Consider the following 25,133-nt stretch of genomic DNA (forward strand, 5'->3'; position numbering starts at 1 on the left):
CAATTGACCGAAATCGGCATGACGATTGCGATATGCACCCGCAACCGGGCGCCGCTGCTCTTGCGATGCCTTGCCGCACTCGCCGCGGCCGAAAAGCCGAGCTCCAGCTTCGAAATCGTGGTTGTGGCCAATGACTGCAGCGACGACACAGTGCCGGTGGCGGAGCGTTTCGCCGACCGACTGCCGATGGTCGTCGTCGCGGAGCCGCGGGGCGGGCTGTCCCACGCCCGCAACCGGGCCATTGACGAGGCGCGCGGACGGCTGATCGTCTGGCTCGACGACGACGCCCTGGTGCGGCCCGGCTTCCTGCGTGCCTATGCAGCCGCCATGGCCGCATCGCCACGATGCAGCATCTTTGGCGGCGTGATCGTTCCGCGCCTGGACGGAGAGCCGCCCGCCTGGCTGCTGGCCGGGCTTGATGTGGTGGAGGGCGCTTATGCGGCCCGGCGGCGAGCCACAGCCGATGTCTTTGCCGACGTCGACGCCGATCTTCCGTTCGGCGCCAACTACGGCATGGTGACCGATGCCCAGCGCCGCTTTCGCTTCGATCCCGAGCTTGGCCGGCGGCCAGGCAGCCCGTTCGCCGGCGGCGAGGAGATCGCTGTGATGCGCGCCGCAATTGCCGCCGGTCACCACGGGTGCTGGGTTCCCGAAGCGATCGTCGACCATCTCATCGGACCGGAGCGGCAGAGCGAGGTCTGGCTGTGGGGGTATTTTCACGCCGACGCACAGCAGCGAATGTCCGCGCACCCGGCGTCGCTTCTGGGTCGGCTCAAGGCCGGTAGGGCCTTTCGCCGTTATCGGCGGGCGCGGACGAGGATGGAGCCCCGGGAATGGCTAAAGCTGTTCGTCAAGGCGGCGCAGCTGGCAGGAAAGGCCGGTGTCAGACCGGATCTCTGAGCAGCGTCTTTCCGCTGGGGGCCAGATCCGGGGATACGCCCAACAGATCCAGGATCGTCGGCACGACGTCAAAGGAACTGCTGGTGCCCGAGCGGCCGGCTTCGAGGCCCGGGCCGGCACCGAAGATGAACCCCCAGTCGCCGGTATGGCCACCCGTCCGGCGCCAGGGCAGCGGACCGACGGTGCCGAGTCGCTCATGCGTCATGCCAAGAAGGCCCTTGCGGAAAAGGACGTAGAGATCGGCCTCATGTGGCCCGATTTCGAACGGTGGCTTGCCAGCCCGGAACGTTTCGCGCACCGCCGGTTCGCCGCTCAGCGGATCGCGGCACTGCGACAGCAGCAATTCAAGTTCGTCGAGGAGTGCATCATAGCGTTCGGGCGCCACCTTTCCCGATGCTTCCCGGCCGCGCAGGTTCAGCCGAATCTGTCCGTCGTAAAAGGCTGGAATGGCAAAGGCGTCCATATCAGGCCAGAAGCCGCGATAGCGCGTCGCGGGCATCCAGCCGATGCCGCGAGGCTCCCGCTGGCGGCGAAGCGATTCGGCGTCGCGCCGCCTGCCTATGCCTGCCTTGACCAGCGCGCGGGCAATGGGGCCAGGCTTGTCCGGCCATGGAGCGAGCTTGCGCAGCGTCGGCTCCCAACCCTCATGCTCACCCAGCAGCGGCGTGCCGTCGGCAAGGCGCGCCGCAGGCTTGAGGTCGCGCATATAGGCTTTGCCGAAGCTGCGTCGGTAGAGCAGCTCCGGCAGCAGCGCCATCGCGGGCACGTCGCCCTCGTTCATGCCCATGCCATGCATGGAAAAGGCCAGCACCGTCGCGTCAGGGAAGGTGTCGGCGAGGTCGCCGACCAGGTGGTCGAGCGCTTCGTAGATGCCGATCATCCCTCGCCTTGCCGGGACTGCGGAGGCGTGATGATGGAGGGGGTGTTCGGTATCGATGCCGTGCCAGAACGGCTCGCTTCCGGAGTGTGCCTCGGAGGGAACGACGATCGCCAGATCCCAGTCGGGAAGCCTCTCGCGCAGCAGCCACTGCGCGATCTCGCGGCGCTTTTCGACTGCAGCGATCAGGGCGGCGGCGGCCGCTTCGGTTTTCGCGGCGGAAGGCCAGCAGAAGCCGTAGATCCATTCCGGGGCGGGGTATGGGCCGAACCTGCCGGCAATTTCGGCAGCGAGACCAGGTGGATTGGAATGGGCCTCGACGCCGGGATCATGCGCACCCCAGGCGGCGAGGCCGAGGACATCGCCACTGTCGCCCAGGCGGCAATAGGGCAAGTCGAAGGCCACCACCTTGCGGCCGATGCCCGGCAGATAGGAAGCGGCAGTGACTTCTTCCTGAAGGACGTCATAGGTGGCCGGATCGTAACGGACCGCCGACCAGCGGCCGCCATCGGATGGCGCGAGCCCGGTGGCGACGTGTTCCCAGGCGAGACCCGAAAGCTTGTCGCGGCCATGATCGAGCTTGAGGCCAATGCCGTTGCGCCGCAACCGATCGAGGTTGGGTAGGCGTCCTTCGCCGATCATCCGCTCGACGAGGTCGTGGTCCATCCCGTCTAGCCCGATTGCAATGACGCGCGGCATTTTCCCTCCAGCCTGAGTTCCCCACGACCAGTATTGCTGAGCCAGCCAAGGTCGACAATGGCCGGATAGGACGCGGTAGCCTGCGACACCGGCGCTTCATTGAATTTCTTACCGATATCTGAGATAATATTCCCAGTGCGAGAACGCCCGCTGAGGAGTTCGACTGGCACGCACATAGTCCTCACGGGCGCTCGAGCTTAACTCGAACGTAGCCAAAGAGGATTGTTCATCATGGCAACGCTAAACGTAATGGAGCCCCTTGGGCTCACCCGGCATCGGCGCTGGGAGGACATCGTGTCGATGATCCTCGGCGCCGCGATCATCGTCTCGCCGATGTGGCTCGGCGTGACCGAGATGCCGACAATGATGGCGGTCACCGCGCTCGTCGGTGCTGCGATCGTCGTTCTGTCCGGACTGGAGCAGATCTTCCTGCGGCGCTGGGAAGAAATCCTGTCGCTGTTCTGCGGCGTCTGGATGGTGGTGCAGCCGTTCGTCTTCGAATATGGCGGCGCTCTGCGCAGCTGGCACATCGGCCTCGGCATCGCGGTGGCGGTGCTGGCGACCCTTGAACTCTGGCAGGATCGCAACCGCAACCTCGAGGCATAGCAGCAGCGGGAGACAGGAGAGGGGACCTCTTTCGGGGGGCGGTCTGCGAAGCCGGAACGGTACGGGATTCCGGACCGGGGAATTGCCAGACAGAATTGTCTGGTGCGCTTCACCTGCGCCGTCGCAACACGGCATCCTGCGTGTGGTAGCGCCCGGACGCAGCATGTCACCGAGCTGCCGTGGAGGGGGCCTCACCAGCCCGCCGCCCGGCTGCATGTCGAGCAGCGAGATCTCGAAATGCTCGACCAGCAAGACGAGATCGGCCGGCGCAACGTGCAGGATCTCGACCAGCGCCGCGAATTCGCCGAGGCTTGGCAGTATGGCCAGCGCACCGCGCAGGATGTTTGCCTCGTCTCCTTCGACATCCAGCTTGACCAGCACGCGCATCATCGAAGGACCTGCATCGAAGCTGCGAAGGACCCGGTCGAGCGTGGTCGTCCGCACCGGCAAGGCGCCGTTGTCGCCGGGCTTGGCGAGACGAGCCGTTCCTGACCAGTTTGGGTCGACGTGAAGCGCGGCCTGGCCTTCCTTGTCGGACAACGCAGCGTCCAGGATGATCGCCGGCAGCCCTGCCTCGTTCGAGATAGGGGCGGATCGCCGGATTGGGTTCGACCGCGATGATGCTTGCCCCGGAAGGCAGGCCGCCATTGACGAGCATCTCGCCATAGTTGGCGCCGACATCGATGACATGCGTCCAGGCATGCTGCTGCAGCAGCAGATGCCAGGCAGACAGGGCGGGCGGATTGAGATTGCCGTCGGACTGGATCAGTTTCTGGGCGCGACGGTCCAGCGGGTCGACATGAATCCACGCGCCGCCAGGCGCGCGGACACGGACCGGCAGCGCGACGGCTTCTTCTGGCGTTCGGCTGCCAGTGCGCCTGTCGGGCAGCCGAAGGAGCTTTTCGCCCAGCCTGCGCAATCGGTTGTGCGGTTTGCGCGCCTCGGCTTTCGCGTTAAGCCGTTCGATCTCGGCGCGATAGGCATGCTCCTGCGCGGTCCATGCGGCCTCTTTCAGCTCCATGCGCCGCACGCGGGCGGCTGCGGGCATCAGGCTGATCGCCGGATTGCGGGAACCCAGGTCGCGATTCCGTCCCACCGTATGTGGCCAGAGATGCAGGTCGGATTCCCTGTTGTCCACGGCCCATGCTGTTGGGCTGAAGCTGGCCGACCGAAACGCCACGTTCATCGAGAGCTGATCCCGGCGCGAGTAGCGCATCACGTGGAAGGCCCAGGCTTCAAGTATGGAAGTGACGCGCGCCGAACGATGGTCGCGGATCATCATGCCTGTCCATCATGGGCGCTCCTCCAGTATTTCGGGGCAGCTCAGCGTGCAGTGGTTGAGCTGCTCGAAAATGCGGGAGGCGTCGTCAGAACCTTTTCTCGCCATCTCCAGGAACTCATCCAGTACCGTTTCCCGGTAGGAATGCGGTGCGACGAGGAAGCCGATTGCCGGATCAGCTCCAGCATTCGTTCGGAGGGGGGCCGTTTCAGGATCACGGAGTTGTCGATGTAGATGGAGCAGTCGTGTTCGGGCAAATGGACATGCGGGCGGATTTTCAGGTTGCGCTGGCTGGTATCGGATCCTGCGGAAACAGCGGTTCGACAACGCGGCAGTCCCTGCTTTCGCTGCGCAGCGCGTGATCGTCGGTCAGGCAGATGAAGGGTAGCTGGGAGCGCGAAGCGACCGGCTGCTCGTTGAGGTGCTCATAGCCACCGACGAGCACTGTGTAGACGCAGCATTTCATTCCGGACGCCTCAAGGTCTCAGGGAGGCCATGCGGCCACTCCAAACCTCACGGCCCGCCATATAATTCGAGGCGCCGGATGGCCGCGTTGCAGTCTGAAGGCAGTTCGGCCGACTCGCAAGGTTGAGGTGCAGATGCGCGGTCGGTTGGTTTGACAGGTCATCGGCAGGTGGAAAAAGGGCGCCGCGCGGCGCCCTCCTTGAGTTCAGAGGAAACGTTCCGGCTTACTCGACCTCATTGGCGTTGAAGGCGACCCATTTGCCAAGGGATGGCAAGTCGAGCGAGCCGGGTGCACGGTCGGCCTCGTGCAGGGTCGTACCGGAGCGGAACTTGAGCCCGACCATGACGGTATGGAAGTTCTCGCCATAGCGGTACTGGTCGCTATCGAGCGCATGATAGGAAATCTGGGTGAATTCGTAGCGGGTGAACAACGAGACCGGCCAGGTTTCCGGGCGGATTTCACTCTCCACGTTGAAGTCGAAGATCCGGTTGGGCAGGTTGTCGGTCCACTTCTTGCCGCCGGCATAAGCGCCGTCGAGCTTCACCGACCAGTTGTCGTTGAGGAGGTAGTTGATGCCAAGCCGGGCGAACGGCGCCTCCCGCGTGCCTTCGTCGTACCTGTCGTAAGAATCGAGATAGCCCGCCTGCGCGAAGACCGAGCCCCAGCCGGTCAACAGCTGCCTTCGGCGCCGGCGAACCAATAGTTCATCTCCCGGTTGGAATCGCCGCGATCGTCGTGAATGCCAAGGCCGCCCAGGGCGCCGACGAGAAAGCTGTCCGTACGATGGTAGAGGTGGACGGCGCCATGGCCATAGGCGTTGGTCCTGTCGCCATCGGCGACGTCGGGCTTGCCTAGCGCTGCCGCCTGCAGGTCGCCCTGGATGCCCCAGTTGGGCGCGAAGTCGTAGCCCAGTGTTCCATCAAACATCACGGTTGGACGTGTGTCGTCAACTCTGACGCCGCCTGATGATTCTATCCCCATCCGCCAAGAGTGTTGTGGATACCGGCGAAGGCAAGGCCGATGCGGTAGCCGATGGACTGCTGGTCGGAAACCTGTTCGCCCGCGACCACAGCCGATGACACGCATAGGAGAGCCATGACGCTGGCTGCGCCAAGATAATTTCTAGATTTCACTGTGCCACCCCGGATTTTCGCTTGAAAATTTTATGATTCAAATATTCTTTGACTGAATTAGTATTGGTGGGGCGATAGCAATGGCACAGACGACAACTTTATCAATATATGAGAAGTAATAATGTCGCGTGGCAAATTTGCCTCGGTTTTCTTATCGTGCATGCAAGTATGCAACATGCATGCATCCAGTGCATGCTGCCTGGCAGTCCTGTGCGCGTCGTTCAGCGCCAGCCTATGTACGTCGTGAACTCGGCCATCAGCGTGTCGAAGCGCTCGAGATTCTGTGACAGGTTGGTCGACGAGACGCCGCCGCCGCAGTCGATCAGGTAGTCGAAATAGGTGTTGTCCTTGTCGTTCGAGGCACGGCCGGCGACCTTCTTGTTGTTCCATTCGAGTGCCTTGTCCTGCATCGCCTTGTCGGTCTTGAAGCTGCTCTGGAACTGGACGCGCCGGCACTTTTGCGGTTCGCCGCCCTCGCAATTGTAGAAATAGACCCAGAAATTCATGCCGGAGGCTTTGGAATCGATGACCGGCAGGTTGTCGCTGTCGACGCCGACCTTGGCCTGATAGCCGGCCTTGGTCATGATGTCCCCGAACTCCGCGACGGTTATGCCTTCCATAACCGTTGGGGCGGCCTGTGGTTTGTCTTCGGCCCTGGCTGCCGTGCCGGCAGCAAGAGCCAGTGCAGCAGCAAGGACCAGACGCAGCATCGGCGGACTCCTCGACGGGTTGTGCTCAATAATTAGCTCAACCTGATATTATCACCTGCGATGGGTCAGTCGGAAGCTGACCATTCGGGCGATGGAGCCGGCTTCGGCAATGCATGGAGATTGTCGGGGAGAACGGGAGAAAAGGCTGGAAAATGCGGACAACAAAAAAGCCCGGCGAACCGGGCTTTTTGAGTGTCTTCAGACAGTTGGAGCTGTCTGAAGCAGGAAACTGGTGCCCAGAAGAGGACTCGAACCTCCACGCCTCGCGGCACACGGACCTGAACCGTGCGCGTCTACCAATTCCGCCATCTGGGCTGGTGGCGGTGATGTAAGCGGGCGAAGCGACTGTGTCAACGCGCTTTTTCTGCTTTTGCCGAGGAATGCTGCGGCAGGCCGCAAATGTCGCATTCGGGTGATGAGGCTGACGCAGGGGCCGACTGGCTTTCGAAGCCGGCGAAGGGTCGGGAGCCGCGTATGCACGGCTCCCGAATACGTTCAAAAATCTGCGCCGTCCTTTGCGCGTCCCGTTGGACGGCCGACGCCATCGCGACTCAGGCCAGCACGTCTTTGGAAGCGACGGTCGAATCGGCGTTGAGCTTGTAGACGATCGGCACGCCGGTTCCGAGTTCGAGCTTGACGATGTCAGGCCCCGAAATACCGTCGAGCGCCATGATCAGCGCGCGCAGCGAGTTGCCGTGGGCTGCGACCAGCACGGTGCCGCCGGAGAGCACATGCTTCTGCATGTCGTGCAAATAGTAGGGCCACACGCGCGCACCGGTGTCCTTCAGGCTCTCGCCGCCGGGCGGTGGGGTGTCGTAGGAGCGGCGCCAGATATGGACCTGCTCCTCGCCCCACTTGGCGCGGGCGTCGTCCTTGTTGAGACCGTTGAGGTCGCCGTAGTCGCGCTCGTTGAGCGCGGCGTTGCGGATCGTCTTGAGGTCGCCCTGGCCGAGAACGTCGAGGATATGCTGGCAGGTGGTCTGGGCGCGCGACAGCGCCGAGGTGAAGGCGATGTCGAATTTGAGCCCGCGCGCCTTGAGCTTCTCGCCGGCCGACTTGGCCTCGGCGTGGCCTTGCTCGGTCAGGCCGGGATCGCGCCAGCCGGTGAACAGGTTCTTGAGGTTCCATTCGCTCTGGCCATGGCGGACGAGCACGAGAGTACCGGACATTTTTGCTCCCTTGGGTGAGGACTGTAGTGGCGGAGTTTGATTAGAGGCCGAGCACGTCGCGCATCGAATAGAGGCCGGGCTTGCGTCCATGCGCCCACAGCGCCGCCTTGACGGCGCCGCGGGCAAAGATGGTGCGATCCTCGGCGAGATGCGACATGACGATGCGCTCGCCCGTGCCGGCGAGGATAACCGAATGTTCGCCGACGACCGAGCCGCCGCGCAACGCAGCAAAGCCGATCGTACCGGTTTCGCGCACGCCGGTGTGGCCGTCGCGAACGCGTACGCTCTTCTCGGCAAGTGCGATCTTGCGGCCCTCTGCGGCGGCTTCGCCGAGCAGAAGTGCCGTGCCCGATGGCGCGTCGACCTTGTGGCGGTGGTGGATCTCGACGATCTCGATGTCGAAATCATCGGGTCCGAGAGCCTGCGCGGCCTTCTCGACGAGCACCGACAGCAGATTGACCCCGAGGCTCATATTGCCCGACTTGACGATGGTGGCATGGCGCGCGGCGGCGGCAATCTTGGCGTCGTCGTCCGGCGAGCAGCCGGTCGTGCCAATGACATGGGCGATGCGGGCCTGCGCGGCATAGCCGGCGAATTCGATCGTCGCTGCCGGCGCGGTGAAGTCGAGCACGCCGTCGGCCTTGGCGAAGGCGGACAGCGGATCGTCAGAGATCGGTACGTTGATGATGCCGATGCCGGCGAGTTCGCCAGCATCCTTGCCGAGATGCGGCGAGCCTGCCCGTTCGATGGCACCGACGACACGCACGCCTGCCATGCTGTGCACGGTACGCAACAGCACCTGACCCATCCGCCCGGCGGCACCGACGACGACAAGACCCATCTCGCTCATATCAGGCTCCCTGAGGCAGCGCGTGCTGCCGCTCTACCATTGCAGTCTCGGTGGTATCGTCCACGAGTCCAAGTGCGGCTTCGTCATGCAGATTGTGGAAGCGCGCATAGACACCGTTGGGGTCGGCCATCAGCGCGGCATGGGTGCCTTGCTCGATCAGCCGGCCTGCGTCCAGCACGACGATATGATCGGCATTGATGACCGTCGAGAGGCGATGGGCAATCACGATGGTGGTGCGCCCTTGCGTGGCGGTGGCAAGCGCTTGCTGGACACGCGCCTCGGACTCGTTGTCGAGCGCCGAGGTCGCCTCGTCGAGCAAAAGGATAGGCGCATTGCGTACCAGGGCGCGCGCAATGGAGACACGCTGGCGCTGGCCGCCGGATAATGTCGAGCCGCTTTCGCCGACCGGCGTGTCGTAGCCCTCAGGTTGGTCGAGGATGAAGTCATCGGCGAAGGCCTGCTTGGCGGCGTCGCGGATATCCGCGTCGGTGGCATCGGGGCGGCCGTAGCGGATGTTGTCGGCGATGGTGCCTTCGAACAGGTAGGGATGCTGCGAGACATAGGCGATGGATTGGCGCAGCGAGCGCTTGGTGACGCCTGATATGTCCTGGCCGTCGATGACGATGCGGCCGCCGTCGAGATCGTAGAAGCGCTGCAAAAGCGCGATCAGCGTCGACTTGCCGGCGCCCGAGGCGCCGACGATCGCCGTGGTCTTGCCGCCGACGGCGGTGAAGCTCAGCTCGCGCAGGACGGGGAGGTCGTCGCCATAGCCGAAGGAGACGTTGTCGAAGCGGATTTCGCCCTTGCCGACAGCGATCGCCTTGGCGTCCGGGGCGTCTTCCTGCCGCGGCTGGGTGTCAAGAATCTCGTAGAGCATGCGGGCGTTTACCAACGCACTCTCGAGGCCTACCTGGGTGCGCGCGAGCTTGCGTGCCGGATCATAGGCGAAGATGAACGCAAAAATGAACGAGATGATGTTGCCAGGCGGTTGCATGTCGACTGCCGAGCGGTAGCCGGCGTAGCCGATGATGCCGGCAAAGATCGCGCCGCCGAGAATTTCGGTGATCGGCGAAAGACGCTCCGACACCCGGGCGATCTTGTTCGAGCGTGCCTCGACGTCGCCGATCAGCCCGTCCATGCGCCTGGCGAGCTGATCCTCCATGGTGAAGGCCTTGACGATGGCCATGCCCTGGACGGTTTCCTGCATCGAGCCGAACAGACGGGCCCCGACGAGGATGGCATCGCGGTTGAGGCGACGCAGCCGGCGCATCAGGTAGTTGACGGCAAAGACCAGCGGGGGCCCGATCAGCAAGGCCAGCAGCGATAGAACCGGATCCTGGTAGACCATCACGCCGATGAGCACGATGAGTGTCACCGCATCGCGGGCAATCGAGGTGATCAGGATGTTGAGCAGGTCGCGCACGCCGGCGACATTCTGGTTGACCTGGGCGATCAGCTGAGCCGAGCGCTGCGACGAGAAGAAGTCCATGCCGAGGCTCATCAGGTGGTCGAAGATGCGACGCTGATAGCGGGCGATGAGGTTGTTGCCGACCTTGGCTAGGACGACCGCCTGGCCATAGGTGGACAGGCCGCGAATGACGAAGGCGGCGAAGGTCGACAGGGTGATCAACAGGATCAGGTCGGCGCGCCGCTCATAAAAGATCAGGTTGATGATGTCGCGCATTATCCAGGCAAGGAAGCCTGTCGTGGCCGAAATGGTGAGCAGGAAGATCGCCGCGAAGGTGTAGTGCCAGATGTAGTCGCGGCCGTTTTCGGCGACGATGCGCTTGATGACGCCGACGATCTCGCTGCGCTTGGAGCTCGGCGTCTGGTTGGGGTCGATGGTCAAACAGGCAGTCCTGTCGCTCTTGCGAAAACTGCGCCCCTCTTAAAGCATGATGCCGCGAGGGGAAACCGCCATTTGCCGCAGTGCGGCGATGGCTATGTCCGCCAGCGCCGATCGCCTGTCTCGATGCCGAAGAGATCGGGATTGCGGGCATAGGCGGCAAGCCCGGCAAGGGCCGCCAGCGGGTGGGTGATGACATAGACCGGCATCGAGGCCATCAGCTCGCGATGTGGTGCCTTGTCCTCGAAGGCCTCGCGGAAATTGCCCCGTTTCAGCGCCGGCACAATTTTCTGGGCGATGCCGCCGGTGAGGAAGACGCCGCCCTTGCTTTTGAACACCAGAGCGAGGTCGCCGGCGGTGCGGCCAAGGCAGGTCACGAACAGCTCGAGCGCCTCGACCGCCACCGGGTCGCTGCCGTCGAGCGCTGCCGCGGTGACCTGTGCCGGCTGGGTCAGCACAGGTGCCTTGCCGTCGGTCCTGGCGACGGCGCGGTAGGTGTTGACCAGACCGCGGCCGCACAGGATCTGCTCGCCCGAGATGCGGCCGTCCAGCTTTTCGATATGTGGGAACACCTCGAAGTCGCGCTTGGAGCGCGGACCAATGTCCATGTGCCCGCCTTCGCCGGGAATGGGAATCCAGCGCCCGAGCGCGTGGACAAGACCAGCGACGCCGAGGCCGGTGCCGGGTCCGAGCACGACGCGGCCGGCGCCTGGTTCAGGCTCGCCGCCGCCGATCCTTTCCATATGTTCGTCGCCGAGCGCCACGACGGCCAGTGCCTGGGCTTCGAAGTCGTTGAGCACGAGGATGTCGACGAGGCCGAGCGTCGAAAACATCTGCCGGGGGCGCACCACCCACGGGCAATTGGTAAGCGCGATCTCCTCGCCCTCGACCGGGCCGGCAACTGCCAGCACCGCCGAGCGTGGGCGGATGGGCGAGCCGTCGAGCACGGCCAAGATGGCGTCGTCGATGGTGGCGTAGCTGGCAGTCTGGACGATGCGCGGCTCGCCGGCGTCCTTGTCGGCGTTCTCGACGATGGCGAAGCGCGCATTGGTGCCGCCGATGTCGCCGATCAGGATCGGAAAGGGGAGAGCCTGCGACTGGTCGCTCTGATGTGACATGCCCTGTTTCGTCCCCGTGCCGGCGTTCAGCCGTTCTCCTGGTTTTCCAGCATGATCTCGGCCGTCGCCCGGTTCAACGCCATGGGAATGTCGTAGACGATGGCAAGCCGCATCAATGCCTTCACATCGACGTCATGCGGCATCGGCGTCAGCGGATCAACGAAGAAAATCAAAAGGTCGATCTTGGCTTCGCTGATCAGCGCGCCGATCTGCTGGTCGCCGCCGAGCGGACCGCTTTTCAGCGGCGTCAGGTTGAGGTTCGGGCAGGCCGCCAGGATGCGCTGACCGGTGGTTCCGGTGGCGACGATATGGCAGGTCATAAGGAAGTCGACATGATCGCTGGCGAAGGCGACGAGGTCGTCCTTCTTTTCGTCATGGGCGATCAATGCGAGACGCAAAGCTGGTGTCACTCGGGGTTCATCCAGGCAAGCTAAATCGGTTGAAATTCCATAGACCGATTTCGATCGCTTTGGAAGCGCCGGGTGCGTGAATGCAGCCGGCGCGGCCAACGCGCCCAACCTGCTTGTTGGCGGGGCCTATTTGCCGGCAGGCCGGGGGCGCGGCACCGGAATGTCGACTGAAGGTCGGGGCGCAAAGGCGTTTGCCGTGGCCGGCACGCCGGGTTCGGCGATGATTGGTGTCTCTGCCACTGCCGGAGCCGCAGGGTTGGGCGTTGCCGCATATGCGCTGCCGCCGGGCCCGTGATAGGTGACGGCCGCCTCGTTGACCGGCGAGGGTGCGTCGAGCACGGCGCGGCATGCCTTGGGCAGGCTCGCCATGGTCATGATGTCACGCGCCCGAGGCTTGGCCGGGCCGGTGGCCGGACGCCACGGCTCTTCGGTGAACCACCAGGCCAGCGACTTGTCGCAGCCGTCGCCGCGCGGCGTCGCATCCTGCTCCTTGCAGCCCTGCGAACCCGGCTGGCAGCCGATGCGGACGTGGAAATGATAGTCGTGGCCCCAGAACGGGCGCACCTTGCGCAGCCACGAGCGGTCGCCGGTGACGGTGTCGCAGAGTTTCTTCTTGATGCCCGGATTGACCAGGATGCGCTCGACCTCCGGGTAGCTCGCCGCGCGCTCGAGCAGGCGCGTATGCGCCGGCGTCCAGCGCTTCTCGATGACACGATGGGTCTTTTCGTTGACCATCGACACCGCGCTCATGTTCTCGCGCTCGGTCGGCGACAGCCTGTGGTCGGGCATCGGCGTCAGCCAGATGTCGGCGTCGAGGCCGATCTGGTGCGAGGCGTGGCCTGATAGCATCGGGCCACCGCGCGGCTGCGAGATATCGCCGACCAGAAGGCCGGGCCAGCCGTCCTGGGTGGCTTCCCGCGACAGCTTCTCGATCAGCGCGATCATCTTGGGATGGCCCCAGCGCCGGTTGCGCGACAGGCGCATCGCCTGCCAGGTCGGGCCGTCGGTGGCGATCGCCACGCCGCCGGAGAAACAGCCCTTGGAGTAGAAGCCGTAGGACGCGGGCGCGATCGCTGCCGGCAGCTTCTTGTTGCCGAACAGGTCCTTGGCGAGCTCCGCAGCGCTGGCCGCCTGGATGTCGGTACCGACAAGGCCAAGCGTTGCCGCCGCCATCAGGAGCCGCCCCGCCTTGCCAAGAAGTCCGCTGAAAATTGTCGTCATGGAACCCGATCCTCTCAGCCAGCTTGGGCTGCCACGGTTACCTAGAGGTAAATTTCGGCACCCGCACCCCGGTCATTCTTTGCGCGACTGTTCCATTCCGATCAAATCGGAATGGGACTCTGTCTGTTGGTGGAGCATGATCTTGTCCGAAAACCGGCTGCCACTTTTCGGGATCATGCTCTTCGCTCAACCCTGCCTGATCGGGCTGCGCCTGTCGCTTTCGCCTTCGCCGCGCCAGCTGCCGTCGGCCCACATGCTGTCCAGCGCCTTGCGATAGTTGGACATGCCGAAGGCGAAGCCGAGCGCCTTGATGGCGGTGTTGGCGACACGTTTGTTTTCGCCATAGAAGGACCGCGCCATGGGCGAAAGTTGGGCGGTCTCGAACGGAATTTCGGGCGGCGGTGCAACGCCCATCTTTTCGGCCGCATAGGCGACGACGTCCTGCGGCGGTGCCGGCTCGTCGTCGGTGACGTTGAAGACCCCGCCATAGTCGCCCTCGGCGAGGAACCACAGCGCACTGGCAATGTCCTGCACATGGATGCGGTTGAAGACCTGGTCCTTCTTGACCAGCCGCTTGGCGGTGCCGTTTTCGAGATTGACGAAGGCATTGCGGCCGGGGCCGTAAATGCCGGACAGGCGCAGGATGGCGACTGGGCGCGCGATCTGTTCGCCAAGTGCATGCCACGCTTGTTCGGCCTCGAGGCGCATGGTCGATCGCCCCGGTTTGGGCCGGCACGTGGCGGTTTCGTCGATCCAGGCACCGCCATGGTCGCCATAGACGCCGACGGTCGAGAGATAACCGATCCAGCGCAGCAGCGGCATGTCGTGCGTGATCGCCTCGCGGGCGGCGTTGAGCACGGGATCGCCATCATCGCCGGGAGCGGCGGAGACGACGAGATGCGTGGTCCTGGCCAGTTGCGCCCTGATTTCGGGGGTGAGGTGGCCGTCGAAGACGAAGGGCTCGATACCAGCGGCTTCGAGCGCCGGAAACTTGTCCTGAGAACGCGTCGTTCCGGCAACGCTAAGGCTTTGCGGGCGCATCTGCGCAAATGCCTTGCCGGAATAGCCGGCGCCGAAGATGAAAAAGGTCTGCTCGGTCATGACTGCGTCCGCGACTGTTCGACTTGGGTGAGCCCGGCCTGCCATTCCGCGATCACGTCGTTATCGGTTTCGACCTTCAGCATCTGTTCTGCAAGAGCCGAAAACGTCGCGTCGGGCAGCAGCCGCGACAATGCCCAGACGGCGGCACCGCGCACCAGAGGCGAGGTGTCGGAGAGCAACGTCCGGCATGGTGCGATCAGCGTGGCGTCGGCGGAATTGCCTGATGCGATCAACACGTTGCGGACGAAGCGGTCGCGGCCGATGCGCTTGACCGGCGAACCGGAGAAGAAGATCCGGAACGTCGCGTCGTCGAGGGAAAGCAGTTCGGCAAGGCGCGGCTCGCGCAGATCGTCGCGGGCGGCGAGTTTCTGCTCCGATGCGGCTTGGGCGAACTTGTTCCACGGGCAGGCCGCAAGGCAGTCGTCGCAGCCATAGATGCGGTTACCGATCTTTGGGCGGAATTCGAGCGGGATCGGACCCTTGTTCTCGATGGTGAGATAGGAGATGCAGCGCCGCGCGTCGATGCGGTAGGGCGCCGGGAACGCTTCTGTCGGGCAGGCGTCGAGGCAAGCGCGGCAGGAGCCGCAGCGGTCGATTTCGGCCTCGTCAGGTGCTAGCTCTGCTGTCGTGAAGATGGTGCCGAGGAACAGCCACGAGCCGAATTCGCGGCTGACCAGATTGGTGTGCTTGCCTTGCCAGCCGAGGCCGGCGGCTTCGGCGAGCGGCTTTTCCATTACCGGCGCGGTGTCGACGAACACCTTCACGTCGCCGCCGGCACGGGACACGATCTTGCCGGCGATCTCCTTCAGCCGGCCCTTCATGACGTCGTGATAGTCCCGGTTGCGAGCGTAGACCGAGATCGCCGCCCGGTCGGACATGGCCTGCAGCGCGCGCGGGTCGCTGTCCGGCCCATAATTCATGGCGAGCACGACGATCGAACGCACCTCGGGCCACAGCACTGAAGGTTCGCTGCGCCGTTCCAGCGTCTCCGCCATCCAGGCCATCGAGCCGTGCAGGCCTTCGCCGACGAACTGGGCGAGGCGGGCAGGCGCGAGCGGGATGGCGTCGGGGCGTGTGACGGCGATGGCAGCGAAGCCGGCGCGGCTGGCTTCGCGCTCGATCAGCTGGCGCAGCGCGCTCTCAGAAATCGAGGTCCGCATAATGCGATGCCGGGGTCAGCCCGCGCACCCGGTCGGCGAGCAGGGGCCGGAAGGACGGGCGCGACTTGACGCGTGTGTACCATTCGCGCGCCGAGGAATATTCGCGCCAGTCGATCTCGCCGAGATAGTCGAGCACCGAAAGCGATGCGGCGGCGGCAAGGTCGGCATAGGTGATGCGCGACCCGGCGAGCCAGTGGCGCGTGCCGGCGAGCCAGTTGGTGTATTTCATATGCTGGCGAATGTTGGCGCGGGCAGCACGAATGGCCGCCGAATCGGGCGAACCGCCGCCGGCCGCTTCCGGCATCAGCGGCTTCAGCACGCGCTCGCGAACCAGATGCCGGGTCACTTCGCTTTCGGTCTTGGTCAGGTACCAGTCGGTCAGGCGGCGGATTTCGGCGCGTTCCATCGGGTCTTCGGCGAACAGACGACGCTCGCGCTTGAGCACGCCGCGGGTCTCGTCGACATATTCGGAAATGATCATCGCGCCGACGATCGGCACGTCGCCCTCGGCCAGGAGCACCGGCAGCGTTCCGGCCGGGTTGAGCGACAGGAACTCCTTGCGCCGCGTCCATGGCTTCTCCTCGATCAGCGCCAGCTCCTCGCCATACTCGCCGAACGCCAAACGGACGAAACGGCATGTGGCAAACATCGGGTGGTGGAAAAGCGTCAGCATGGTCCTGCGAAATTCGTGATCGATGGCGCTCTGGCGAATCGCCTGAGGCGTCGTTAGAGCTTCTGCGGCCCGGCTCGCCGGGCTCTCGGGCGACCCGACCTATAGGGTGAGTTCCGCCGCATGACAAGCAATCGCGCATGAACGCCTCGCGGGGATGGGAATGGATAGCCAGACAATCATCAATGCTTTGCTGCTCGGGCTGCTCGAGGGCCTGACGGAATTCATCCCCGTGTCCTCGACCGGCCATATCCTGCTTGCCGGCCATTTCCTCGGTTTCAACTCGACCGGCAAGACTTTCGAGATCTTGATCCAGCTCGGTGCTATCCTGGCGATCCTGTCGGTTTACGCGACCAAGCTGTGGCAGATGTTGGTCACCTTGCCGTCGGACCCGAAGACGCAGCGTTTCGTCGCAGGCATCCTGATCGCCTTCCTACCGGCGGCCGTGATCGGTGCCCTGGCGCATGATTTCATCAAGACGGTGCTGTTCGAATCGCCGCAGCTGATCTGTGTCATGCTGATCCTCGGCGGCCTGGTGCTGTTGTTCCTCGACAGGCTCGACCTCAAGCCGCGCTATGGCGACGTCACCAATTTCCCGCTGTCGGTCTATCTCAAGATCGGCCTGTTCCAGTGCCTGGCGATGATCCCCGGCACCTCGCGCTCTGGCGCCACCATCGTCGGCTCGTTGCTGATGGGCGTGGAGAAGCGCGCGGCGGCCGAGTTCTCGTTCTTTCTGGCGATGCCGACAATGGCCGGCGCCTTTGCCTACGACCTCTACAAGAACCGGGACATCCTGTCGGCAGCTGACTTGCCGGTGATTTCGGTCGGCTTTCTTGCCGCCTTCATCACCGCGCTGATCGTGGTGCGGCACCTGCTCGACTATGTCTCCCGCAACGGTTACGCGCTGTTTGGCTGGTGGCGCCTGCTGGTCGGCGGCGCCGGGCTGATCGCCCTGATGGTCTGGGGCTGATCGCCCCGAGGCGGTCTGTTCAGGGTGAGCCGTCTGTCAGGAAATCGCGCCGTTAGAAAATTGCAAAGACGACGACGATCACCACAACCCACACGGCACCGCTCACAACCGCGCCGAAGGCTATACCCCTGCCGAAATTGTCCTCTTCCATGGCACCCTCCGCACACCACTGCAGGCTCTTGCGTCCAGGCAAATTCAGGTAGCCTGCAATGATAACGGTGCGGCTTCGAAAAGGTTGCAACCTGTGATTGGACGGGCTGGGCCTCAGGCGAGGGTCGTCAGTCCACGCCTGAGCAGGTCCAGCGCCAGCACGGTGATGGCGATCTTGAACCATTTGCGGAAGCTCTCTTCCGGCATGCGTTCGAGCAGCTTGGTGCCGTAGACGGTACCGAGATAGCCCGAGACGATCATTGCGCCGATCAGCGGCAGCCAGTCCCCGAAGGCAAAGCCGGCGAGGCCGAAAACGATGATCTTGAGCCCATGCTGGGCAACCATGCCGGCGGCATGGGTGGCGACGAGCGCCTTGCGGTCATTGGCGAAGAACTGCGCGAACAGCACCGAGACCAGCGGCCCGGTGGCGCCGACGAGCATGCCGATCAAAGCGACGATGACGCTGCCGATCGCAAGCCCGGTGCGAGTCAGTTTGTCGATGCCGGGAACCTTGGTCCAGGTGATGGCGATGACGAAGGCGCCGAGCACCAGCTTGAGCCAGGCGTCGGGCAGCTGGATGACGACGAAGGCGCCGATGACGGCACCGACGATCGAGCCGGCAATGAAGGGGGCGGCGACGTCCATGCGCACATTGGCGCGTTGGTGCCAGGCGCGGCCGCTGTTGGAGCCGAGCTGCACCGCGCCATGGACGGGGATAAGCGCGGCCACCGGCACGAACAGGCCCATCAGCGTCAGCATGGCGATGCCGCCGCCGACACCGAAAGCGGCGGTCAGCGCCGAGGTGAAGGCGCTGGCGATGATGAGAACAATCCCGATGAGCGGGTCGAGTCCCTCAGGCAGGAGCAAGGCGAGGGCATCCATGCGCCCTCAGCCGGTCAGGCTTCTGTCCGGCGCGTGAACTGGCCGGCGGCGCGGTAGCGCCAGAGGTAGCTCGGCAGGATCGATGCTGTCGACTTGGGGGCGATGCCCGTGGCTGCGATGGTGCGGCCTTCGTCGAGGGCTGCCTTCGACACGACATTGTCGGAGCGCAGCAAAAGGACTTGGTCCTTGGTCAGCAGCGGATTGGGCAGCATGCCGAGGATCGAGGCCTGCAGGTTGGCGATCGACCACGGCACCGGCACCAGCGTGCGCTTGCGGTCGATGACCTCGAGCATCTCTTCCATGCACTGCTTGAAGCTTAGCACCTGCGGGCCGCCGATCTCATAGATCGAGCCGCCCTTGACCTTGCCGTCGACGGCGCGCGCGACCGCTTCGGCAACGTCGCCGACATAGATCGGCTGGAAGCGGGTTTCGCCTCCACCGATAAGCGGTAGCACCGGCGAGAAACGCGCCATATTGGCGAAACGGTTGAAGAACTGGTCCTCGGGGCCGAAGACGATCGACGGGCGGTAGATCACCGCGTTTGGCAGCGTGTCCTGGACGGCCTTTTCGCCGCGCGCCTTGGTCTGGGCGTAGAGCGAGGGCGAATTGGCGTCGGCGCCAAGGGCCGAGACATGGGTCAGCGTGGCGCCGACGGCGCGCGCCGCCTCGGCGACGGCGCGGGCGCCGAATTCCTGCACCGTCGAGAAACGCTGGCGTCCGCCTTCATGCAGGATGCCGACGAGGTTGACGACGTGCGAGGCGCCCTGGACGGCGCGGTCGACCGACCAGCGCACGCGCAGATTGGCCTGCACCGGCTGGATCTGGCCGACATTGCCGAGCGGCTGCAGGTGGAAGGCGAGGTCGGGCCGACGGCAGGCGACGCGCACGAGATACCCGCGCTTGGCCAGCGCCCGCACGACATGGCGGCCGAGGAAGCCGGACCCGCCGAAAACGGTCACGAGTTGCGGGGTCTGCAGAATTTCAGTCATCGCTGGCTCCGGTCGCCAAAAGGGGCAGAAGATGTAGCGTTTCTTAGCCCGTTTCGCAAAAAAGGCAATCATCGAGCGACTGCACGGAGCGGCCCGCGCCGATCTGGCGCGGGCATGCGGCTTGCCTTGGGAGGCAGGGTTTCGAGGCAGGATCGAAATCCGGTTTTCCGGAAACGACCATGCGGGTCACAAACTAGAACTCGCGGCCGAGGCGTGCGTCGACCGAGTGGCGGTTGCCGCCGCGAATGACGAAGAACAGGAAGATCGCCGCCCAGATGATCGACTTCTCGGCGCCCTGGTAGCCCTGGCTCATCGTGACCCAGTGGAACCAGACGGTGACCAGGAGCACGAACATGGCGGCGAAGGAGGCCGGGCGCGTGAACAGGCCGATGGCGATCAGGATGCCGCCGAAGAACTCGGTGCAGGACAGAAGCAGCGACCAGAAGGCGCCGGGGTAGAAGCCGAGGCCTTCGACCATGCCGGCAGCGCCGAACGGATCGGAGATCTTGCCGAGGCCGTGGGTGACCAGCGCTGCGCCGGCGACGACGCGCAGAACGGTTTCGGCTGAATCGTGGAGGTTCGAATAAAGGCCGCGGAGCGCGGGGATGAACAGTCGGCGGCCGGAATTTTCGGTCGTCAGGGTCAAGGACATGTCTCCGATTGCGGGGCTATGCACGATTAAAATATTGCAATGCACCAACGCCGCGATGGCCGGGTCACGGTCAAGTCAACAAGGTTTGATATAAAGATGATTGACAAAGTCAACTTTTAATAATGTCGGAACCCTGCGCTGACCGAGGCGTTGACCCCTCAGTGCGGCGGACCTGTCGTGCCAATCCAGATCAATCCCCGAAGGAGAAATCGCGATGAATTGGAACCAGATCGAAGGCAATTGGGAGCAGTTCAAGGGCAAGGTGCAGAGCCAGTGGGGTAAGCTGACCGACGATGATCTCGACGTCATCAAGGGCAAGCGCAAGGAACTCGCCGGCAAGCTGCAGGCCCGTTATGGCAAGGCCCAGGAAGAGGCCGAAAAGGACATCGACAGCTGGCTCTCCCGCCACTGAACCGTCTTTCGCAACGCGCCGCGGGCGATCTTCCCGCGCAGAGCCCCGCCGTCGAGCGGGGCTTTTCGTTGCAGGCTTTCGTTGCAGATAGCGCCGATGCAGAAAACCCCGCGCGAGGCGGGGTTCTCCGGATGGCAGCAATCGGGTGGCCGATGTCTGGCGAGGCCGCAGCCTTCGCGAGGCATGATCCCAAAGCCGGTTCCAGACTTCTCGATCATGCCCGAGGCATCAGGAGGGTTCCCGGCAGGTCTTGCCACCCCAACCCTGCTGACCCGACATGTTGCCACCTGCGGCCTTGCAGTCCTGGATGAACTTGGTGTTGCAGTCCGGGAACTTGCTGGAGCCGTTCTTGCAGTACTTGTCTTCGGTCGCGCCGCCATTGCCCGACGAAGCCTTGCCGCTCGGGCCGGACGGCTTGTCATTGTCGGGGGCGTCGGAGATGTCGCCGGGGCCCGAAGGGCCGTTGCCGCCGGGGGCGTCGGAAATGTCGCTCGGACCCGACGGACGGTCGCCGCCGCCCGGGCCGGCCGAGAAGCTGGCGGCATTGGCGCTGCCGATGGCGCCGGCAAGCAGCAGGACGGCGGTCAGGATGGTGATCTTGGTCTTCATTGTCTTATTCCCTTTTCGAGGTTGCGTTTCGGGGTCGCGGAAACGCTCTGGTTTCCACGTCGGAACGATCTTTCGGTTTGGGTTCCCCCCGGTTGATCTGGCGAGCTCACCTCGCCCTGGACATGACTGGGTCGCAGCGTCAGCGGGAAAGGTTCAAAACGAGTTCGAATTATTTTCGCGAGGGTTTCGTGGGTGGTTTTTTGTCCGTCGGGTTGGGGTTCTGAACCGCCACAGTAGTGGAGGCGTCACGGCATGGAGCCCCGGGTTTCCGCACGTCGCTTCGCTGCTGCTCCGCGAGGATGACGAAGGCATTGAGGCTTGCGGCCCATCGCCGACGTCAGTGGTTGGCAGGCTTCGAGGTTGGCTTTTTGGCGGGTGTTCTCAATGCAGGGCAACGCAGGAACAGGAGCTGGAAGCTCTCCGCGAGCCTCCGACGTCGACGACGAGCGTCGAGGCCCATGTCTTCGTCATCCTCGGGTGGAGCAGGAGCGAAGGAGTGCGGAAACCCGGGGATCCTTGCCGCGACGGTGAAACCGCCGCTACGGGCTTCGCGCTCCCAACGGTCAGGTAATGAAGTTGGGGCCGAAAACGCCTAGGCTCACTCTGCCTGCCGCGCGGCAAACTCGCTGATACGGGCGTGCAGGGCCGCAGGGATTGCGATCCCCCCGGCCTCTGAGCGGGCCCGCGCCACAGCTTTTGCCGGGCCGGGGATGTGGACGTGGTACTGGCTGGACAGCCGGTCGAGCTGTTCGCGCATGCGCGTTTCGAAGCCGGGATCGAACAATTTCGGGTCGAGCGCCACGATGAACAGCCCGGTGCCTGGCGTCTGGTGGCCTTCCGATATGGAAGGCGCGTCGATCGACCAGTTGGCGCCCGAGACGCCGGCCGCAAGCACCTCGACCATCAGTGCGACATTGGCGCCGCGCGCGCCGCCGAAGGCGAGCAGCACGCCTTTCATCGCCTTTTTTGCGTCTGTCGTCGGCTTGCCCTTGGCGTCGAGGGCCCAGCCCTCGGGGATCGCCTCGCCTGTTTCAGCCGCCTTGCGGACATTGACGAAGGCGGTGGCGCTGGACGACTGGTCGATGACAAGGGGTGGGCCGTCGGCGGCGGGTGCTGCAAGCGAGATCGGGTTGGTGCAGTAGACCGGCTTGGTCGAGCCTGAGCCGGCGACGAGCGCCGGTCCGTTGGTGGCGGCGAGCGCGACGAGGCCGGCTTCGGCGAGGCGGCCGGTGAAATAGCCGAGCGAGCCGCAGGTGTAGGCATTCTTCTGCGAGAATACGGTGACGCCGAACAGCCGGGCTGCCTTGGCGATCTCTTGGAAGTTTCGGTCGAAGCCGGTATGCGCCGCACCACCCTGGCCGTCGGACAGGTAGATCGCCAGCGCCGGCCGGCTGACCACGGGCTCGGCCTTGCCGTCGATGCGCCCGGCCTCGAGCGCCTCGAGATAGTCGACATAATGCGACAGCCCGACGCTCGCCTGGCCGTCGGCCTCTGCGGCAACGGCGGCAAGCGCGATCGAGATCGCCGTTTGCTCGGAGGCGCCGGCGCCGATGGCTGCGGCGATGCACAAGTTACGGGCTTCTTCGAGGTTGAGCGTGACGGTCTCTGTCTTTGTCTGCGGCACGGGCGTCATCCCAGTCTGGACGGAATCTTCGCCTCCAGCTTGCGGAAGCCGAAGACGAGGATGCCGGTGATGATCAGATAAATGAGGGCGAGCAGCAACAGCGGCTCGTAGACGATGAAGGTGTCCTGGCGGACGCGCGAGGCGACCGCGTAGATGTCGATGACGGTGATTGTGGCGACGAGCGGCGTTGCCTTGAGCTGCAGCACGGTTTCGCCGGCCAACGTCGGCAAGGCACGATGGATCGCCTGCGGCAGCCAGATGCGGCGGAAGCGCTTCCACGGGCTCATGCCGAAGGCGCGCGCCGCTTCGAGCTGCCCCCTCGGCACGCCGGCGAACGCCCCGCGCATCACCTCGCCTTCATAGGCGGCATAAGACAGCGTCAGCGCAACGACGGCGTAGGGCCAGGCCTGCCTCAGGATCGGCCAGAGTTCGGATTGCCTGATCCACGGATATTGCGGGAACAGCGAGCCGAGGCCGTAATAGAGCAGCCAGAGCTGCAGCAGCAGCGGCGTGCCGCGGATGACAGTGCAGAACGCCTTAGCCGGCCAGGCCAGCCAGAACGGACCTGCGGCCTGGGCGAGCCCGAGCGGCACGGCAAGCATGAAGCCGAGCGTCACGGTGACGGCGAGGATCCAGATGGTGCGCCAGATGCCGAGCAGCGCCAGGTCGTAATATTTGGGCAGCCAGTCCCAGCGCATGAAGATGGCAGCCGAGAGCACCAGTGCTGCAGCGATGGCGATGAGCACGATGCGGTGCGGCTGCAGCCACTCGGAGCGGGCAGCAGACACTGCTGCAAAGGGCGTGGTTGCGCTCATCGGCCGGTCTCGGCGATCGGCGGCATGCCGCGCCGCGCCCAGCGCTCGATCCGGCCGATGATGACGTTGGAGAACAGGGTCAACAGCAGGTAGAGCACGCCGGCTGCGACGAAGAAGGTGAAATAGGCCTTGGTGGTGGCGCCGGCTTGGCGTGTTTCCTGGGTCAGCTCGTTGAAGCCGACGACGGCGAGCAGGGCCGTGTCCTTGGTGGCGATCAGCCAGAGGTTGGCGAGGCCGGGAATGGCGAAGGGCAACATCGCCGGCAGGGTGATGCGGCGCAGCATCTTGCCCGGCGGCATGCCATAAGCGCGCGCCGCCTCGATCTGGCCCTGCGGTATGGCCAGAATGGCGCCGCGGATGACCTCTGTGGCGTAGGCGCCCTGGACGATGCCGAGCACGCCGATGCCGGCGGCGAGACCGGAGATGTCGACGGTGGCGTAGCCGAACTGTTCGAGCGCCCGGTTGATGAGGTCGGTGCCGGCATAATAGAGCAGCAGGATCAGCACCAGCTCCGGCACGGCACGCACGAAGGTGGTGTAGATCTCCATCAGGTCGCGCACGACAGGACTACCATAGAGCTTGCCCCAGGCGCCCGCGATGCCGATGGCGAGGCCAAGCCCGAAGGCGCCAACCGCGATCTGGATCGAATTGGTGAGCCCGCGCAACAGGTTGGCGCCCCAGCCGGGCGGCGAGATCGCAAGCAGCTCGACGGCGCTCGTTTGCAGCAGCGGGTTCAGCAGATGCTCGATGTCAGTGGTCCTTCGCACACGAGGTCGTCAAAAGTCACCCTCACCGTCCGCGCCACCTTTTTCCACTTCGTAAGGGAAAGGTGGCGCCTGTCCAGGAAGTTTGGCGCGACCTTGCAGACGCTCGGTTCCTCGCCCCCAGCAAGTGGGGGAGAGGTGCCGAGCGAAGCGAGGCGGAGAGGGGCTTGGATCGCAAACATCATGGCGGCAGACCAAGGCACCCTGCGCCGGCCCGCTCACTTGCCGTAGATGTCGAAGTCGAAATACTTCTTGGTGATCTCGGCGTATTTGCCGTTGTCGCGGATGCCCTTGATGGCGGCGTTGAACTTGTCCTTCAGCTCGGTGTCGCCCTGGCGCAGGCCGACGCCGACGCCCGGTCCGAGCACTTCGAGGTCTTCGGCGACGTCGCCCTTCATGTCGCAGCAGGCCTTGCCGGCATCGGTGGCGAGGTAGGTGTTGAGCGAGAGCGAATCCGCCTGCACTGCATCGATGCGGCCAGCCGCAAGGTCGGCCTGGGCCTCGTCCTGGGTCTGGTAGATCTTGATCTCGGCAGCGGTGGAACCGAAGTGCTTCTTGGCGTAGGCCTCGTGCACGGTCGATACCTGGACGCCGATGATCTTGCCTTTCAGCCCTTCCGGCGTGGCGTCGAACTTGGCGTCCTTGGAGCCGATGATGCCGGTCGGGGTGTTGTAGTATTTGTCGGAGAAGTCGATCGACTTCTTGCGCTCGTCGGTGATCGACATCGAGTTGATGATGGCGTCGATCTTCTTGGAGTTGAGCGCCGGGATGAGGCCGTCCCAGGCGGTCATGGTGACCTCGCACTGGAGCTTGGCTTCGGCGCAGAGCGCCTCGATCATGTCCATTTCCCAGCCGCCCCATTTGCCGGAAGCGTCGGGCGAGGCGAAGGGCGGGTAGGGTTCGGGCGCCATGCCGACCTTGATCGACTGGGCGCTGGCGCTTCCGGCGCCGAGAACCAAGGCCAGGGCCACAGTTGCAAGCAGAGATTTCATGCTGTCACTCCCGTTATCGTTTGTTTTTGACGTTCCCTTGATTTCGTCCGCTCGTCTGG

At 64.3% G+C, this 25,133-nt stretch carries 29 protein-coding genes and 1 tRNA gene; 6 read left to right on the forward strand and 24 right to left on the reverse strand.

Annotation, left to right across the window (positions count from 1 at the left end; all coding sequences use genetic code 11):
* Positions 1-3: 3 nt before the first annotated feature.
* A complete protein-coding gene (locus tag Amn_RS00455; RefSeq protein ID WP_067955656.1) occupies positions 4-900 on the forward strand; it encodes a glycosyltransferase family 2 protein in 897 nt (298 codons plus the stop codon).
* Here the strand turns inward: Amn_RS00455 and Amn_RS00460 are convergent.
* A complete protein-coding gene (locus Amn_RS00460; protein ID WP_083948343.1) occupies positions 884-2,476 on the reverse strand; it encodes an alkaline phosphatase family protein in 1,593 nt (530 codons plus the stop codon). The genes Amn_RS00455 and Amn_RS00460 overlap by 17 nt on opposite strands.
* Before the next feature lie 231 nt (positions 2,477-2,707).
* Between Amn_RS00460 and Amn_RS00465 the strand changes: the two genes are divergently transcribed.
* The 3 genes from Amn_RS00465 (at position 2,708) to Amn_RS00475 (ending at position 4,595) form a co-directional block, all read left to right on the forward strand.
* Positions 2,708-3,082: an SPW repeat domain-containing protein gene (locus Amn_RS00465; RefSeq protein WP_067955652.1), complete on the forward strand. Its 375-nt coding sequence runs from the start codon at positions 2,708-2,710 to the stop codon at positions 3,080-3,082.
* Between the two features lie 237 nt (positions 3,083-3,319).
* Entirely contained in the window at positions 3,320-3,574 is a 255-nt protein-coding gene (locus Amn_RS00470) for a hypothetical protein (RefSeq protein ID WP_067955650.1), read from the forward strand.
* 61 nt (positions 3,575-3,635) lie between these two features.
* Complete coding sequence (locus tag Amn_RS00475; protein ID WP_067955648.1) at positions 3,636-4,595, forward strand: hypothetical protein; 960 nt, start codon at positions 3,636-3,638, stop codon at positions 4,593-4,595.
* Between the two features lie 43 nt (positions 4,596-4,638).
* Here Amn_RS00475 and Amn_RS00480 read toward each other — a convergent pair whose 3' ends face one another.
* The 15 genes from Amn_RS00480 to Amn_RS00550 all read right to left on the reverse strand — a co-directional run bounded on the left by Amn_RS00480 (position 4,639) and on the right by Amn_RS00550 (position 16,218).
* Complete coding sequence (locus Amn_RS00480; protein ID WP_157096968.1) at positions 4,639-4,827, reverse strand: hypothetical protein; 189 nt, start codon at positions 4,825-4,827, stop codon at positions 4,639-4,641.
* 223 nt (positions 4,828-5,050) lie between these two features.
* Complete coding sequence (locus Amn_RS00485; RefSeq protein WP_067955646.1) at positions 5,051-5,500, reverse strand: hypothetical protein; 450 nt, start codon at positions 5,498-5,500, stop codon at positions 5,051-5,053.
* Entirely contained in the window at positions 5,497-5,754 is a 258-nt protein-coding gene (locus tag Amn_RS00490) for a hypothetical protein (RefSeq protein WP_067955644.1), read from the reverse strand. The genes Amn_RS00485 and Amn_RS00490 overlap by 4 nt, the downstream gene beginning before the upstream one ends.
* Positions 5,755-5,798: 44 nt before the next feature.
* Positions 5,799-5,924, reverse strand: a complete 126-nt coding sequence (locus tag Amn_RS00495; protein WP_281412082.1) for a hypothetical protein — start codon at positions 5,922-5,924, stop codon at positions 5,799-5,801.
* Between the two features lie 257 nt (positions 5,925-6,181).
* The gene (locus tag Amn_RS00500; RefSeq protein WP_067955642.1) at positions 6,182-6,670 is read right to left on the reverse strand and encodes a YbjN domain-containing protein; all 489 of its coding nucleotides are present in this window, start codon (positions 6,668-6,670) and stop codon (positions 6,182-6,184) included.
* Between the two features lie 230 nt (positions 6,671-6,900).
* Positions 6,901-6,985, reverse strand: a tRNA-Leu gene (locus tag Amn_RS00505).
* 236 nt (positions 6,986-7,221) lie between these two features.
* Positions 7,222-7,839: a 2,3-bisphosphoglycerate-dependent phosphoglycerate mutase gene (locus Amn_RS00510; RefSeq protein WP_067955640.1), complete on the reverse strand. Its 618-nt coding sequence runs from the start codon at positions 7,837-7,839 to the stop codon at positions 7,222-7,224.
* A 40-nt stretch (positions 7,840-7,879) separates the two neighbouring features.
* Positions 7,880-8,689, reverse strand: a complete 810-nt coding sequence (gene dapB, locus Amn_RS00515) for a 4-hydroxy-tetrahydrodipicolinate reductase (RefSeq protein ID WP_286294241.1) — start codon at positions 8,687-8,689, stop codon at positions 7,880-7,882.
* Position 8,690: 1 nt separating this feature from the next.
* Entirely contained in the window at positions 8,691-10,538 is a 1,848-nt protein-coding gene (locus Amn_RS00520; protein ID WP_286294242.1) for an ABC transporter ATP-binding protein, read from the reverse strand.
* Between the two features lie 92 nt (positions 10,539-10,630).
* Positions 10,631-11,653, reverse strand: coding sequence for a glucokinase (locus Amn_RS00525; RefSeq protein WP_286294243.1), 1,023 nt, complete (start codon positions 11,651-11,653; stop codon positions 10,631-10,633).
* Positions 11,654-11,679: 26 nt separating this feature from the next.
* Entirely contained in the window at positions 11,680-12,063 is a 384-nt protein-coding gene (locus tag Amn_RS00530; RefSeq protein WP_182574484.1) for a methylglyoxal synthase, read from the reverse strand.
* A gap of 126 nt (positions 12,064-12,189) precedes the next feature.
* Complete coding sequence (gene mepA / locus Amn_RS00535) at positions 12,190-13,284, reverse strand: penicillin-insensitive murein endopeptidase (protein ID WP_286294244.1); 1,095 nt, start codon at positions 13,282-13,284, stop codon at positions 12,190-12,192.
* Between the two features lie 186 nt (positions 13,285-13,470).
* Positions 13,471-14,385, reverse strand: a complete 915-nt coding sequence (locus Amn_RS00540; RefSeq protein WP_067955631.1) for an SDR family oxidoreductase — start codon at positions 14,383-14,385, stop codon at positions 13,471-13,473.
* Positions 14,382-15,545 carry a tRNA epoxyqueuosine(34) reductase QueG gene (gene queG, locus Amn_RS00545; protein ID WP_067955629.1) on the reverse strand — a complete coding sequence of 388 codons (1,164 nt, stop codon included), beginning with the start codon at positions 15,543-15,545 and terminating at the stop codon, positions 14,382-14,384. Before queG ends, Amn_RS00540 begins: the two co-directional genes overlap by 4 nt.
* A complete protein-coding gene (locus tag Amn_RS00550; protein ID WP_067955626.1) occupies positions 15,526-16,218 on the reverse strand; it encodes a glutathione S-transferase family protein in 693 nt (230 codons plus the stop codon). Before Amn_RS00550 ends, queG begins: the two co-directional genes overlap by 20 nt.
* A 160-nt stretch (positions 16,219-16,378) precedes the next feature.
* Here Amn_RS00550 and Amn_RS00555 point away from each other — a divergent pair, with 160 nt between their 5' ends.
* A complete protein-coding gene (locus Amn_RS00555; protein WP_067955625.1) occupies positions 16,379-17,185 on the forward strand; it encodes an undecaprenyl-diphosphate phosphatase in 807 nt (268 codons plus the stop codon).
* 264 nt (positions 17,186-17,449) lie between these two features.
* Here the strand turns inward: Amn_RS00555 and Amn_RS00560 are convergent, their stop codons facing one another.
* The 3 genes from Amn_RS00560 to Amn_RS00570 form a co-directional block, all read right to left on the reverse strand.
* Positions 17,450-18,217 carry a sulfite exporter TauE/SafE family protein gene (locus Amn_RS00560; RefSeq protein ID WP_067955623.1) on the reverse strand — a complete coding sequence of 256 codons (768 nt, stop codon included), beginning with the start codon at positions 18,215-18,217 and terminating at the stop codon, positions 17,450-17,452.
* A 14-nt stretch (positions 18,218-18,231) separates the two neighbouring features.
* Positions 18,232-19,206 (reverse strand): complex I NDUFA9 subunit family protein, encoded by a 975-nt coding sequence (locus tag Amn_RS00565; RefSeq protein WP_067955620.1) that lies wholly within the window; start codon positions 19,204-19,206, stop codon positions 18,232-18,234.
* A 193-nt stretch (positions 19,207-19,399) separates the two neighbouring features.
* On the reverse strand, positions 19,400-19,858 hold the full coding sequence (locus Amn_RS00570) for a DoxX family protein (RefSeq protein WP_182574488.1): 459 nt from the start codon (positions 19,856-19,858) through the stop codon (positions 19,400-19,402).
* Positions 19,859-20,072: 214 nt separating this feature from the next.
* On the opposite strand from Amn_RS00570, the gene Amn_RS00575 reads away from it, so the two are divergent.
* Entirely contained in the window at positions 20,073-20,270 is a 198-nt protein-coding gene (locus Amn_RS00575) for a CsbD family protein (RefSeq protein ID WP_067955618.1), read from the forward strand.
* Positions 20,271-20,498: 228 nt separating this feature from the next.
* Here Amn_RS00575 and Amn_RS00580 read toward each other — a convergent pair whose 3' ends face one another.
* From Amn_RS00580 to Amn_RS00600, 5 genes are all read right to left on the reverse strand, one after another.
* Entirely contained in the window at positions 20,499-20,879 is a 381-nt protein-coding gene (locus Amn_RS00580; protein WP_067955616.1) for a hypothetical protein, read from the reverse strand.
* A 598-nt stretch (positions 20,880-21,477) separates the two neighbouring features.
* Positions 21,478-22,503, reverse strand: coding sequence for an Ldh family oxidoreductase (locus Amn_RS00585; RefSeq protein ID WP_246787018.1), 1,026 nt, complete (start codon positions 22,501-22,503; stop codon positions 21,478-21,480).
* A gap of 5 nt (positions 22,504-22,508) precedes the next feature.
* Positions 22,509-23,318: an ABC transporter permease gene (locus tag Amn_RS00590; RefSeq protein WP_067955611.1), complete on the reverse strand. Its 810-nt coding sequence runs from the start codon at positions 23,316-23,318 to the stop codon at positions 22,509-22,511.
* Positions 23,315-24,043: an ABC transporter permease gene (locus tag Amn_RS00595; RefSeq protein WP_154385284.1), complete on the reverse strand. Its 729-nt coding sequence runs from the start codon at positions 24,041-24,043 to the stop codon at positions 23,315-23,317. The genes Amn_RS00590 and Amn_RS00595 overlap by 4 nt, the downstream gene beginning before the upstream one ends.
* 257 nt (positions 24,044-24,300) lie before the next feature.
* On the reverse strand, positions 24,301-25,074 hold the full coding sequence (locus Amn_RS00600; RefSeq protein ID WP_067955609.1) for a transporter substrate-binding domain-containing protein: 774 nt from the start codon (positions 25,072-25,074) through the stop codon (positions 24,301-24,303).
* Between the last annotated feature and the right edge of the window lie 59 nt (positions 25,075-25,133).

Source organism: Aminobacter sp. Y103A (assembly GCF_030294925.1).
In the GTDB taxonomy this organism is placed as follows: Bacteria; Pseudomonadota; Alphaproteobacteria; order Rhizobiales; family Rhizobiaceae; genus Aminobacter; species Aminobacter ciceronei.